8 protein-coding genes are annotated in these 13484 nt (G+C 65.7%); 4 read left to right on the top strand and 4 right to left on the bottom strand.

Features of this window, described 5'->3' with window-relative positions; translation table 11 throughout:
• Positions 1 to 31: 31 nt before the first annotated feature.
• Both AC0CH8_RS09450 and AC0CH8_RS09445 read right to left on the bottom strand, forming a co-directional pair.
• The gene (locus tag AC0CH8_RS09450) at positions 32 to 1666 is read right to left on the bottom strand and encodes an ATP-binding protein (RefSeq protein ID WP_465239670.1); all 1635 of its coding nucleotides are present in this window, start codon (positions 1664 to 1666) and stop codon (positions 32 to 34) included.
• A gap of 2 nt (positions 1667 to 1668) precedes the next feature.
• On the bottom strand, positions 1669 to 2457 hold the full coding sequence (locus tag AC0CH8_RS09445) for an alpha/beta fold hydrolase (protein ID WP_465239969.1): 789 nt from the start codon (positions 2455 to 2457) through the stop codon (positions 1669 to 1671).
• Between the two features lie 190 nt (positions 2458 to 2647).
• Here AC0CH8_RS09445 and AC0CH8_RS09440 point away from each other — a divergent pair, with 190 nt between their 5' ends.
• From AC0CH8_RS09440 to AC0CH8_RS09425, 4 genes are all read left to right on the top strand, one after another.
• On the top strand, positions 2648 to 4780 hold the full coding sequence (locus tag AC0CH8_RS09440) for a TonB-dependent siderophore receptor (RefSeq protein WP_465239669.1): 2133 nt from the start codon (positions 2648 to 2650) through the stop codon (positions 4778 to 4780).
• A 69-nt stretch (positions 4781 to 4849) separates the two neighbouring features.
• Positions 4850 to 6205: a glycoside hydrolase family 27 protein gene (locus tag AC0CH8_RS09435; protein ID WP_465239668.1), complete on the top strand. Its 1356-nt coding sequence runs from the start codon at positions 4850 to 4852 to the stop codon at positions 6203 to 6205.
• 165 nt (positions 6206 to 6370) lie between these two features.
• On the top strand, positions 6371 to 8953 hold the full coding sequence (locus tag AC0CH8_RS09430) for a TonB-dependent receptor domain-containing protein (RefSeq protein ID WP_465239667.1): 2583 nt from the start codon (positions 6371 to 6373) through the stop codon (positions 8951 to 8953).
• Between the two features lie 13 nt (positions 8954 to 8966).
• Positions 8967 to 11000 carry a hypothetical protein gene (locus AC0CH8_RS09425; RefSeq protein ID WP_465239666.1) on the top strand — a complete coding sequence of 678 codons (2034 nt, stop codon included), beginning with the start codon at positions 8967 to 8969 and terminating at the stop codon, positions 10998 to 11000.
• Positions 11001 to 11260: 260 nt separating this feature from the next.
• Here the strand turns inward: AC0CH8_RS09425 and AC0CH8_RS09420 are convergent, their stop codons facing one another.
• Together AC0CH8_RS09420 and AC0CH8_RS09415 are read right to left on the bottom strand one after the other, a co-directional pair.
• A complete protein-coding gene (locus AC0CH8_RS09420; protein ID WP_465239665.1) occupies positions 11261 to 11938 on the bottom strand; it encodes a DUF6445 family protein in 678 nt (225 codons plus the stop codon).
• Positions 11935 to 13434: a tryptophan halogenase family protein gene (locus tag AC0CH8_RS09415; RefSeq protein WP_465239664.1), complete on the bottom strand. Its 1500-nt coding sequence runs from the start codon at positions 13432 to 13434 to the stop codon at positions 11935 to 11937. Before AC0CH8_RS09415 ends, AC0CH8_RS09420 begins: the two co-directional genes overlap by 4 nt.
• Between the last annotated feature and the right edge of the window lie 50 nt (positions 13435 to 13484).

Genomic DNA, 13484 nt, shown 5'->3' with positions numbered 1-13484 from the left:
CCAGGAGGGCGGTTAGCGCCAGCACTGGGGGTCAGGCGGCGAGATTGATCCCGCTCATCCGCTCCAGCGCCTCCGCCAGATGCTTCCGCCGGAACGGCTTGCTCAGCCGCGGCAGCCCCGCCGCTACCCCTTCGACATCGGCGTAACCGGACACGATCAGCGTCGGAATGCCGAGCCATTCCTGGACCTTGAACGCCAGTTCGGTCCCGCTCATCCCGGGCATCAGGTGATCGCTGACGACGATGTTCGGCCGCAATCCGTCCTCCAGCAGCCGGATCGCTGCCTCCGCCGAATCCGCCTCGACCACCGTGAAGCCCAGATCCTTCAACATGAATGCGGTCGCGAACCGGACCAGCTTCTCGTCGTCCACCAGCAACGCGCTGCCGGGTGCGCCGCACCGTACCGCGGCCTCCGACGCAGCCGGCAGCACGGGCGTTGGGCGATCGACGGCCGGCAGGCGCAGCTCCACTGTCGTCCCCCTGCCCGGCTCGCTGTGCAGCGTCAGGTTCCCGCCCAATTGCGCCGCCAGCCCGTGGACCATCGAAAGCCCCAGCCCGGTCCCCTTGCCAATCCCCTTCGTCGAGAAAAACGGCTCCACAGCCCGTTCGAGCGTCGTCCGGTCCATGCCCATGCCGGTGTCCGCCACCACCAGCCGGATCATGCCGCTGCCGGACTCCTCGGCATACACCCCCAGCGTCAGCGTACCCCCCGCCGGCATCGCATCGCGGGCGTTCACCGCCAAATTCAGTACCGCCATCTCGATCTGGTTCGCATCCGCCAGAGCATGGGGCAGCGCCGGATCGCGCTCGACCAGCACCTGAATACGCGGGCCGGAGGTACTGGCGACCAATTCAGCCATACCACCGACAAGGTCGCCGACATCGATCGCCCGCGCCTGCAACGGTTGTCGCCGCGCGAAGGCCAGCAGCCGCTGCACCAGCGTCTTCGCGCGCTCCGCCGATGCGAGCGCGCCCGCGATCGCCTGCCGCTCGCGATTGTCGCTGATGTGGTGACGTTGCAATGTATCGAGCAAGCCGAGGATCGGCGTCAGCAAATTGTTGAAATCATGGGCGACGCCGCCGGTCAGGCTGCCCATTGCCTCCAGCTTCTGGCTCTGGCGCAATTGTTCGTGAGCGCGTTCCAGATCGGCGGTGCGTTCCGCAACGCGCCGCTCCAGCGTCTCGTTCAGCTCCCGCAATTCCGCCTCGCTTGCGGTCAGCCTTGCCGCCGTCTCCTCGGCCCGTTCGCGCGCGGCGAGCAGATCGCGTTCATAGGCCCGCCGATCCGTGGCATCCACGAACATCGCGCGGATACCAATGGTGCGTCCATCCCGCACCACGCCGCGCCAGTCGCTGAGGACAGGCATGCGATGCCCGTCAGAACATTTCAGGTCGATCGCCACCTGCTGCGCCAGACCCTCGGTCGCCAGCAGCGGCGCGACATGCGTTTCGAAGAAGATGCGCCCCGCCGGCGTCATGATCGTCCGCAGAGACAACCCGATCAGCGCCTCGCGCGCGATACCGATCCAGCCGATTGCCGTGTTGTTCGCCCGGATGATGCGGCCGTCGCCATCCATTGTCAGGTACGCACACGGCGCGTCGTCATAGAGTTCCGCCAGAGTCTCCTCGGGCGGCAGGGTCTCCGGCGGTGGTTCGCCCGGCGGCACCGCTAACGCTCCAGAAAACGTTCGATAGTGGCGATCGTCTCCGCCGGCGCGCTCATATGCGGGCAATGGCCGGTCGCGTCCATCAACGCCAGTTCGGCGTTCGGCATCCGCCCGACAATGTACGCGCCAACCTCTTCGGGCGCGATCATGTCCGCCCGCGTTTGCATCACCAGGCTGCGCGTCCGACATAGCGGCAGATCGGCGCGATGATCGGACAGAAAGGTGACGCGCGCGAAGCGTTTGGCGATGGCGGGATCGGTGCGACAAAAGCTCGCGCCCAGCGCCTGACCCAGTTCGGGCCGCTCGGGATTGCCCATGATGATCGGTGCGGTCGCGCGGGACCAGCCAAGGAAGTTGCTGTCGACCACCTCCAACAACTCTTCGAGATCAGTCGGCGTAAACCCGCCGACATAGCCGGGTTCGTCCACATAATAAGGTGACGGACACAGCATGATCAACGACGACAAGCATTGCGGACGCTGGATCGCCGCCAGTAGCCCAATCATGGCCCCAACCGAATGCCCGACGAACGTCGCGTTCTCCAGATTCAAGGCATCGAACAATTCTATGACATCTTGAGCATAGCCATACAGGCTATCGTATTTGGCAGGATCATACGCGGATAGGTCAGAGCCGCCCGACCCAACATGGTCGAAAGATATCGTCCTGTATTCATTCACGAAGTGCGGGACGATGTCATACCACGCGCTTTGATCACATCCAAAACCATGCGAAAATACAATCGTTTTCGTTCCGCTTCCTGTGGTCTGAACATTGTTTCGGCGCAGCACGTCCAACCTTGATCCCCTGTTTCCCGTGCGGAGCTTAACGCGCTGATCTCGCTTTGCAAACCCAATGACCGCCGCGGCACCACCGGATCACGCCGCTCTTCGTCCAGCGATTGCCGCAATCATCGATAATGACTTGCAATAACGATAGATCAGTCGCAAAGGCCCTCCGCGTTCAGGGAGTATCAGAAAAATGACAGCGATCTTGGCGCTGCTGGCGACGGCCGCGGCAGCTTCGACCACCCCCGTTGCCGCTGCGGAACCGCAGCGCACCAACGAGGGACAACGGCAGAGCGAACCGACGTCGGGCGATGACATCGTCGTGACGGGCGCCCAGACCGCAGGCAGCGACGACTATACGATCGACGGTCAGACCACCGCGACGCGCATGCCGCTCAGCCTGCGCGAAACGCCACAGTCGATCAGCGTCGTGACCCGCGCCCAGATCCAGGACTTCCAGCTCAACGACGTGAACGCGCTGCTCGCCACGGTCCCCGGCGTCACGATCCAGTTCTCCGATACGGACCGCGTCAATTATTCGGCGCGCGGCTTCGACATTCAGACGTTCCAGATCGACGGCATCGGCGTGCCCTTTGCGTTCGGCATTCAGACCGGGTCGATCGACACGGCGATCTACGATCATATCGAGGTCGTTCGTGGTGCGCCCGGCCTGCTGTCGTCCACCGGCAACCCCTCGGCGGTCATCAACTTCATCCGCAAGCGGCCGACGCGCGACCTGCATGCGAGTGCCAGTGCGCAATACGGCTCCTACGACAACCTTCGTCTGGAGGGCGATGTCAGCGTACCGCTGAACCGCGACGGCAGCATCCGGGCACGCGCCGTCGGCGTCTATTACGATGCCGACACCAATCTCGACCGCAATCACATCCGTCGCTGGACCGGCTACGGCATCGTCGAGGCCGATCTGGGAGCGAGCACCACGATCAGCGGCGGCTACGGGCATCAGGATCACAAGAGCAGGGGCGCGCTCTGGGGTGCGGTGCCGCTGCTCTATACCGACGGCACGCGCACCGAATTCGATCGGTCCGGCAGCACCGCACCGGAATGGTCGAGCTGGGGCGTCATCGATCGCCAGATCTTCGGCGATGTCACGCACAAGTTCGACAATGGCTGGGTCGCCCGCGCCAGTGCGATCCGTCGCGCGACCGACGAGGACAACACGCTGTTCTACCTCTACGGCAACCCGGATCGCGCGACCGGCGATGGCCTCCTCACGTATCCGGGCGCGTTCAAGGCGCCGACCCGCAATTTGACGCTCGAGGCCTATGCGACCGGTCCGGTGACGCTGTTTGGCCGCCAGCACGACGTCATGGTCGGCGTGAATCGCAGCGCGCAGCAATACCGGCAATATTCCAGCTACGGCGCGATTGACCAGCCGATCAACCTCGACGTGGCGCTGGCGGGCGGTGCGGTCCGACCGGATTTTGCGGAGAACTACACCCTCAGCCTCGACCGGCACACCCGGCGCGAGACGGCCTACGGGCTCGTGCGGTTCAGTCTGGCCGATCCGTTGAAGCTGATGGTCGGCGGCAACCTGACGCATGCGGAAAGCAGCGGCGTGTCTTATGAAGTTCCGGTCAATTTCGACAACACGCGCTTCCTGCCGTTCGTCGGCACGACGCTCGACCTGACGCCGAACCTGACGGCCTACGCAAGCTTCGCGACGATCTTCAATCCGCAGACGGACGTGGACGTCGACAATCGCGTGCTGTCGCCGATCAAGGGCAACAACCTCGAGCTCGGCATCAAGGGCGCGTGGTTCGGCGGCCGGATGAACGCCACCGCAGCGATCTTCCAGACACGGCAGGACAATACCGCCGCCTATGCCGGCTTCGCCGCCGGGCGCAGCTACTATACCGGTGTCGATGCCCGGTCGCAGGGTATCGAACTCGATGTGGGCGGACAAATTGCCGCCGGCCTCCAGATCACCGGCGGCTACACCCTGATGCGCGTCGATGGAGAGGATGGCGATCCGGTGCGTACCTTCGTGCCGCGCAACACCGGCCGGCTCAACGTCAGCTACACCCCGCCGTCGCTCGACCGTCTGAAACTGGGTGCATCGCTCCAGTATCAGAGTCGCATCTACTACGACGCAACGACCGCCACGCAGGTACGGGCGCGGATCACCCAGGGCAGCTACGCCTTGCTCGACCTGCTCGCCAGCTTCCGCCTGACCGAAAATGTTTCGCTCAGCGCCAATCTGCGGAACGTCACGAACAGCCGCTATATCACCGGCTTGACGTACGACCAGAGCTTCTACGGCGCGCCGCGGACGGCGCTCGGAACGATCAGCGTCCGTTACTGATGCTGCTGCCACTTGTCCGACAAGAGGAGATCGGTCACTGATAGGGGGAACAGGGCAGGAGAGACGCGGATGACTTCGGCAATCAACAGGCGGCAGGCACTCGCCGGCGCCGCACTGACCGGATCGCTGATCGCTGCCTCCAAGCTCGGGGCGGCGGGGTCGCCGCAACGGGCCCCTGCCCTGCTCGCCCCAAGACCGCCGATGGGCTGGAACAGCTGGAACAGCTTCGCCACGACGATCACCGAGGCGCAGGCACGCGAGACTGCCGCGATCATGCGCGCAAAGCTGCTGCCGTTCGGCTACGATATCTTCACGGTCGACATCCAGTGGTACGAGCCGAAAGCGTCCAGCTACCAATACAACGCAGAACCGGTGCCGGCGATGGATGGCTATGGCCGTCTGCTCCCCGCCCCCAACCGTTTTCCATCGAGCGCGGACGGGTCCGGCTTCACGAAACTGGCGGCCGACGTCCACGCGATGGGCATGAAGTTCGGCATCCACCTGATGCGCGGCATCCCCCGGCTGGCGGTGAAGCGCAACCTGCCTGTGCTCGGCACCAAATACCGCGCCGCCGACATTGCCGATACGTCCAGCGTCTGTCCGTGGAACCCGGATATGTATGGCGTCGACATGCGTAAACCGGGCGCTCAGGCCTATTACGACAGCGTCTTTGCGCTGTATGCGTCGTGGGGCGTCGACTTCGTGAAGATGGACGACATGAGCCGCCCCTACGACGCGCATGCGCCGGAGATCGAGGGCGCGCATCAGGCGATCGTCAACAGCCGCCGGCCGATGATGCTCAGCCTGTCGCCCGGCGAGACGCCGGTGGCCCGCGGAGGGCACGTCCGCGAATACGCGCAGATGTGGCGCATCTCCGACGACTTCTGGGACGAGTGGTGGATGCTGGAGACGCAGTTCACCCGGCTGGAGAACTGGAACCAGTGGCGCCGCCCCGGTGCGTGGCCCGACGCCGATATGCTGCCGCTCGGCCGCCTCGCGCTCGGCCAGCGCGATACGAAGTTCACGCCGGACGAACAGCGTACGCTGATGACCCTGTGGTCGATCGCACGCTCGCCGCTCATCATGGGCGGCGATCTGCGCCACCTCGACGCGCCGACGCTTGCCTTGTTGACCAATCGCGAGGTGCTGGCGGTGAACCAGTCGTCCACCGACAACCAGCCGCATTTCGTGGAGGATGGCACGCGCATCTGGTCCGCGCGGCCGGAGGGGTCGCAGGATCGCTACCTCGCGCTGTTCAACACCGGCGATCAACCGAAGGAAGTCGGCATCGACCTGCGCTGGCTCGGCCTGTCGCGTCCGGTGTCGGTGCGCGATCTCTGGACGGGCGGTGATGCAGGCCAGGCGACCAGCCGCGTCGCGCGCACGGTCGCTGCGCATGGTGCGGAACTACTACGCCTGAGCTAGGCTCGACCGCGTGACCGAGAGGCCTGTTAACCATGCTGTGGCTCGCTCGCCACAGTAAAAGCCCATTCTCGAATGGGTGCAAATCAGCGCGTTGCCGGGGACAGGACGCAGGTCTAGCCCGGTGGCAGCCGCCGCAGAGTGGCAGAACCACCACGGGAGAGCAGCATGTCCGCCTTCAACCGCTTCGGTCCGCGCGCCGTATTGCTGGCGGGGGCCGCCCTGCTCCCCACCACCCTCGTCGCACAGACCGTGCCCGGCGATCAGCCCACTACGCAGGCGACCACGCCCGACGCCGCACCCTCGGGCGAGAGCAACGACGACCTTCAGGACATCGTCGTCACCGGCCAGACCTCGCGCGATCGGCCGCTGATCTCCGCCTCCGCCGACATCACCTATGCGACGCGCGAGGATATCGATCGCCGCGCGCCTCGCTCGACCGCCGACATGCTCGAACTGGTTCCCGGCATCTTCGTCGAGGCGACGGCAGGCGAGGCGTCGAACAACTATTCGGTCCGCGGCCTTCAGGGCGGTGGCCAGCGCTTTGTTCAGCTCGAAGAGGACGGCATGCCGATCCTATACGGCGGCGGCGGTGCCGACTTCTTCTTCCAGCAGGATCTGACGATCGACCGTCTGGAGGCGGTGAAGGGCGGCTCGTCCGGCGTGCTGACCGTCAACGGTGCCGGCGCAACGATCAACTTCATCTCCAAGCGTCCGAACTTCAAGGAGTTTGAGGGCGCGATGCGGCTGACCGGCTACAGCTACGGCCTGAAGCGCGCGGACTTCTACTATTCCGCACCGCTGGCGGAAAACCTCGCCTTCAACTTCGGCGGCTATGTCCAGAGCAGCCCCGGCGTCCGCAAGAACCCGTTCGATTATGCCGGCTACCGGATCAAGGGATCGCTGGAATATCGCCTGCCAAGCGGCGGTTCGATCCGCCTGTCCGGACGGCGCGGCGACATGGAGACCGCCTATTACGCCTCCGCCCCGTACCGCTTCGATGATGGCGATCCCGCGAGCATCCCCGGCTTCAACATCCAGCGCGACAATATCGGCGGCGATGCCTTTCGGTCGATCCAGGTGCCGGTATCGACCGCGGTCGATCCCGACGGGTTCCGGCAGTTCCGCTACAAGGACGGTATCCGCTCGCTGTCGAACCAGGCCCGACTGGACATCGACGTTCCGCTGTCGGACACGCTCAGCATCTTCGGGCGTGGCCGCTATATGGACTATAGCTACGACTTCAACGGCCTGTTCCCCGGCTCTGGCACCGGCAACGCGGGTCTGGCGAGCGCGGTCAATTACCTGACTCCCGACCCGGCGGTATCGCCGATCATCGACCTCCTCCGCGCCGGCTTCGCCGCCTATCCGACCGCCCAGCGGTTCGGCATTCGCAACATCCGCACCGGCGAAGTCATCGGCTCGAACCAGACCGCGGCGCTGAACGCGCTGAACGGCAACGGATTCCTGCAACGAACGACGCTCAACCACGATTATGTCGACGGCCGCGATCTCGGCATCAACGTCGGCACGCGGTGGGAAGTCGGCACCGGCTCGATCAAGAACTCGCTGACTGTCGGCGGCATGTACTACAACGTTCGCCGCAACCAGGACCAGTCGGCGACCGCCAGCGTCGTCAACGACGTGAAGAACAACAGCGACATCTACGACATCGTCGCGCTCGATGCGGGCAATGGAGTTGTCGGGTCGCTAACCGATAGCGGCCTCGTGTCCTATGGCGACTGGGGCAACGGCATCCGTCAGCGCAAGGACGAGAGCTATTCGCTCTACGCCAACGACGAAATCGCGTTCGGCGACCTGCGCATCGACGGCGGCATTCGCTGGGAGAGCGATACGGCGACCGCGTTCGACGGCAACAGCGCGGCGGTCAATCAGGCGGTGCAGCCGAGCGTCGGCGGCGTCGTGCGCAACGTCGGCTCGACCTTCAACGGCACCTTCTCGCCCACCAACGCCGGCCGTACCGGTGCGGACGGCAAGCTGACGCAGGACAAGATCTCCTGGACGGTCGGCGCCAACTATCTGATTACGCCCAGCTTCGCGGTCTATGCGCGCTATGCCGACGGGTTTCAGACCAACAACATCGACCCGATCACGACGATCGAACTCTACGAGGCCGGCGTCCGTTACCAATATGGGCGCCTGTTCAGCGGTTCGGTGACGGTGTTCCGCACCAACTTCAACAACCAGAGCTACAACTTCGCCAACCCTGTGAACCCGACCCAACAACAGAACATCAACGCCGATCTGCGCACCAAGGGAGTCGAGGTCGATGTCGTGGTTCGACCGGTGCGCTGGTTCTCGGTCGATTTCCAGGGCGTGTTTCAGGACCCGAAGCTGGAGAACCTCCAGATCGACGGCGCGACGCAGTCCGGGTTCGAAGGCAATCGACCGGAACGCACGCCGGCGCGCCTGTGGACGGTGACGCCTGCGATCCAGCTGCCGAACGGCCTCGGCGACATCTATGGCCGCTACAAATATGTCGGCAAGATCTTCGCGGATGCCGGCAACGGTGTAGCGCTGCCCAGTTACGGCGTGACCAGCGTCGGCGTGAACCTGAACGTCACGCAGCAATTGCAGGTCAGCTTCAACGCGGAGAACATCTTCGACATCGTCGGCCTGACCGAGGGCAATCCGCGACAGGGTCAGACACAGGCGATCACCGACGGCTATTTCTACGCGCGCGGGATCGTCGGACCGACCTACGGCGGATCGGTGACGTTCCGCTTCTGACGAGGCGCAGGCGATGAAGACGATACGCAGCGCGATGATGCTGGCGGCCGGCACGGCGCTCGTTGCACCGTGGCCGGTGATCGCCCAGGCGAAACCCGAACTCGCCTATCAGGTGACGGAGGGTCAGAACCTCAACGCTTTCGTTCGCGACGGCCGCGTCGCGGCGCACCTGTTGCTGCGCAACGGTACGGACCCGCGCATTCTCGTGGCGTTTCCTGCGGGAAATAGCGGCGTGGGCCTGTGGTTCGAGCCGCTGGCGAAGCCGGCGACGTGGCGGCTTGAACAGCCTCCCCACCCGACCACCGCGCCGGGTATCGCTGGACCCCAGCCGGCGATCGTCACGATCGCGAGCCTCGCCGCGCCGGAACTGCGCATCAAGCAGGCGGTGCTGTCCAGCGTCCGCTTCCTGCGCGACTATCAGGCGATCGGACGCTTCCCGCCGGACGTCTCGGTTGCCCCGGTTCTCGCGGGCGACACGATCCGCTGGAGCCGGCCACGGCTCGACGGCAAGCCGGGCTATCTGCTGCAACTGCGCGTGCTCGCCGGCCGCTTGCAGGGATCGCGCATCGTCGCGAACGGCGGCACGCCGATCCGGCTGGAGATCACCGCATCGAGCGGCGAGACACCGCTGACCGGCCTCGCGCAGGCCGACTTGCTCAACGCCCGTGCCGCGAACGACAGTACCGCCCGCAACGCGTTGCGCTTCCTCAGCTACCGGGAGAAGTTCCTCGCCGGTTCGTGGCGGTTCCAGACCTATTTCGGGCGCGACACGCTGATGTCGCTGCGACTGTTGATGCCCGTCCTGCAGCCGCGCGCGATCGAGGCGGGGCTGGGCTCCGTGCTCGCGCGCCTCGATGCGAGCGGCGATGTCGCGCACGAAGAGGGGATCGGTGAATTCGCCGTCGTTGACCGTCGTCAGCGCAAGGGCAGCGGCGACGCCGCCGTGCTCGATTACGCGATGATCGACGACGACTATATGCTGGCCCCCGTCGCCGGCAGCTACCTGCTCGATCATGCCGACCGGGCCGCCGCACGCCGCTTCCTCGATGCGCCGCTGGTCAGCGAAGGCGTGCCGGGCAAGACCGAGCCGACCGGGGCGGCACTGGTCCGCAATCTGTGCTTCGTCACTCGGCATGCTCGCGCCTTCGCCGACACACCCGCTGTCGAGCACCTGATCGCGCTGAAGCCGGGCCGCCTGACAGGCCAGTGGCGCGACAGCGAAGAGGGACTTGGCCGCGGCCGTTACGCCTATGACGTCAACGCGGTGTTCGTCCCCGCCGCATTGGATGCCGCAGCACGGATGATGAAGGCGGGACTGCTGGATCTCTATCTGAAACCTGCCGACCGCGCGCTGCTGGCTGACGCCGGGCGCATCGCGAGCGTCTGGCGCGAGCATGCGCCGGCCCTGTTCAGCGTGACGATTCCGAACGCCGACGCCGTGCCGGCGGTTCGCCGCTACGCGAAGAACCTCGCCATTCCCGCCGAGCCGGCGGTCGCCGCGCTGGGCACTTCGCCGCTCGTCTTCCACGCGCTCTCGCTCGATCAGCAAGGGCGACCGGTGAAGATCGTCAACTCCGACGAAGGCTTCGCGCTGCTGTTCGCGCAACCATCGGCGGCCGACCTGGAAACCTACGTCAGCACGGCCATGCGCCCCTTCCCGGCCGGGCTGATGACGGACATCGGCCTGCTCGTCGCGAACGCAGCGCAGACAGATGCGACGACGCAAGCGCGCTTCACCCCCGCCGCCTATCACGGTGCGGTCGTGTGGTCGTGGCAGCAGGCGCTGTTCGCCGCCGGCCTGGAGCGGCAACTCGCTCGGCGCGACTTGCCGGCATCAACCCGATCGGTGTTGACGCGCGCGCAATCGACGCTGTGGCGCGCGATCTCGGCAACGCGGGCGACGCAGAGTTCCGAGCTTTGGTCTTGGGCGTTCGAGGGGGGACGCTACAAGGTCGTGCCATTCGGAGCCGGCAAGCAGGACGTGGACGAGTCCAACGCGGCGCAATTGTGGAGCACCGTGTACCTCGCCGTGCAGGCGCCGAAGTAAACCGGATCGACGTTCAGGCTCGATCCGGCTTCCTCGCCCTGCTCATTCATACCAGCTTCTTCACTCCGAACGTGCTCAAAATCTGTTCTGTTCGGGCAAGGACAACGACCTGCCCCGACACTCGATGTGCTCCCGCGACGGCGGGAGCACAGTCACCGGGCTCCCGCCTTCGCAAAGACCCATGATCCGAACCAAGTCCGGGTGACGGCGCACCTGCGGTAATCGTTTGAATTCCAGCCTGAATGTCGATCCGTCCGACTTCAGCCCAGCGACAGGAACGCCGTCACCGTCAGCCGCCCGCGTGTCGGGTCGTCGCTCAGCACTGCGTCGGGTGCGATCGCCCCGCTGTGCAGCAACGCGCTACGATACAGCACCGCACGATTGTACCGTGCGTCGACCTGCGCGATCCGCTCAAACAGCGGCGTCGACTCCGTCACATAGCTCGCCGGCGGCGCTCCGCCCTGCTGCAACTCCGCATTGAGCGTCGCAAGGTACCGCTCGGACCGCATTGCGTCGATCGTCTCGTACCCGGTCGCGCGATGCCGGAAGAACGCGGTGCCGTCGCCACCGGCCGGGTCCAGATACTGGACGAGCGCAATGCGGTTCAGGTCCACGGCGTCCATATGTGGCAGTCGCTGCTGCACGCTCAGCGTCTCCGGCGGGTGCGTGACGATCGAGAAGCTGGCGTCGATCAGCGCAACGTCGCCCGCCAGTCCGAACACACCTCTCAGCGCCGTCGTCAGGGCGGGCCGGACGCGGTCGAAATAGTCGACCGGCAGCGTGGCGCGGATGCCAGGATAGTGGTTCCCGCCCGGCTCGAACGCGGCGCGCGCGGCCGCAAGACGCAGCGCATCCGTATCGGGGTGGAAGCCGTCGATGATCGCGATCGGCTGTGCCTCCTGTCCGATCCGCCGTGCGGCGATGTCGGGCCGGATCACGCCATCAGCTCCGCCAGCACCGTGTCGTGCAGCGGCAGCGTTGGTGCCGCGCGCGCGATGACGTCGGCGATCTGCTGCACCTGCGCGCGATTGGTGGCGCTGTCGATCGCGTCCGCCAGCGGGTTGTACCCCGTTGCCGTGATCCCCTGCCCGTTCAGCACCGCCAGCCAGCTTGCGTCGCGAAACAGCTCCTCGGGGTCGAGCATCAGCCGGCCGGAGCGGCGATACTGCTCCTCTCGCGCCAGCAGCGTGTCGGGCAGCGTCATCGTCCGGCAGTGTCGCCACAGCGGTTCGTCACGTCCGCTCGTCGCGTGATAGTGGAGGATCAGGAAGTCCCTGATCCCGTCCATGTCTCGTCCCAGCAACTGGTTGTACCGATCGGCGAGCGCGGGGTCGCAATTACGGTCGGGGAACAGCGTCAGCAATTTGGTGATGCCGCTCTGGATCAGATGGATGCTGGTCGATTCCAGCGGCTCCAGAAACCCTGAGGCCAGCCCGATCGCTACGACATTGCCCCGCCACGCGCGCCGCCGCATACCCGCGGCGAAGCGTAGCACGCGCGGTGACGCCAGCGCTTCGCCATCGAGGTTCGCGAGCAGGGTCGCCGCCGCTTCGTCGTCCGAGATGTGGCGTGACGCATAGACATACCCGTTCCCGGTGCGATGCTGGAGCGGGATCCGCCACTGCCATCCCGCCGCACGCGCCGTGGACCGCGTGAAGGGCGTCGTCGCCGCAGTCCGCGCGCACGGGACCGCCACCGCGCGGTTACAGGGCAACCAGTGGGACCAGTCCTCGAACACCTCCCCCATTGCCTTTCCAATTAACAGCGCACTGAAACCCGAGCATTCGACGAACAGGTCACCCTCCAGCCGCTCGCCGCGCTCCGTCGTCAGCGCCGTGACGAAGCCCGTCTCCGGGTGCCGCTCGACCGCCTGCATCTTACCCTCGATCCGCCGCACGCCGTGCCGCTCGCTCAGCCCGCGCAGATAGGCCGCATAGAGGCCGGCATCGAAATGATAGGCGTAGCCGAGCGTCGAGAGGATCGATCGCCCATCGCCGCCGGGCTTCGCGAACCGTCCCTGCGCCGCTAGCCGCCCCGCAAGCGAAAGGTCGGACAGGGGCAGTTCAAGCCCCTCCGCTTGCGCCTTCAGCCAGCGGTGGTGGAAGGCGACTCCCGGCAGCGATGCGCCGAACTGGCCGAACGGGTGGAAGTAGCGGCTGCCCGGTGCGGCCCAGTCGACGAACTCGATGCCCAGCTTGAACGTCGCCCTGGTCGCGCGGAGGAACTCCGCCTCGTCCAGACCGATCAGGTCGTTGAACCAGTGGATCGTCGGGATCGTCGCCTCGCCGACCCCAACGGTGCCGATCTCCTCTGACTCCAGCAGCGTGATCGACACGGAGCGGCCGAAGCTGCGCGATAGCGCCGCCGCCGTCATCCAGCCGGCGGTCCCGCCACCGAGGATCACGACGCGCCGTATCCGTGCCTGCTGCTCCATATGGCTTGGTAGGCCGATCCGGCAGCAAATGCACCCGGATTGGCGCGCGT

The sequence above is a fragment of the Sphingomonas sp. AC435 genome (assembly GCF_979253005.1).
Note: the sequence above shows the minus strand (reverse complement) of the source record. Positions and strands in the feature narration are given on the sequence as shown.

Excerpts from the sequence above, each read along its gene's own strand:
- AC0CH8_RS09440 (WP_465239669.1), top strand. The coding sequence starts at position 2,648 with ATGACAGCGATCTTGGCGCTGCTGGCGACGGCCGCGGCAGCTTCGACC.
- AC0CH8_RS09435 (WP_465239668.1), top strand. The coding sequence starts at position 4,850 with ATGACTTCGGCAATCAACAGGCGGCAGGCACTCGCCGGCGCCGCACTG.
- AC0CH8_RS09430 (WP_465239667.1), top strand. The coding sequence starts at position 6,371 with ATGTCCGCCTTCAACCGCTTCGGTCCGCGCGCCGTATTGCTGGCGGGG.
- AC0CH8_RS09425 (WP_465239666.1), top strand. The coding sequence starts at position 8,967 with ATGAAGACGATACGCAGCGCGATGATGCTGGCGGCCGGCACGGCGCTC.
- AC0CH8_RS09415 (WP_465239664.1), bottom strand. The coding sequence starts at position 13,434 with ATGGAGCAGCAGGCACGGATACGGCGCGTCGTGATCCTCGGTGGCGGG.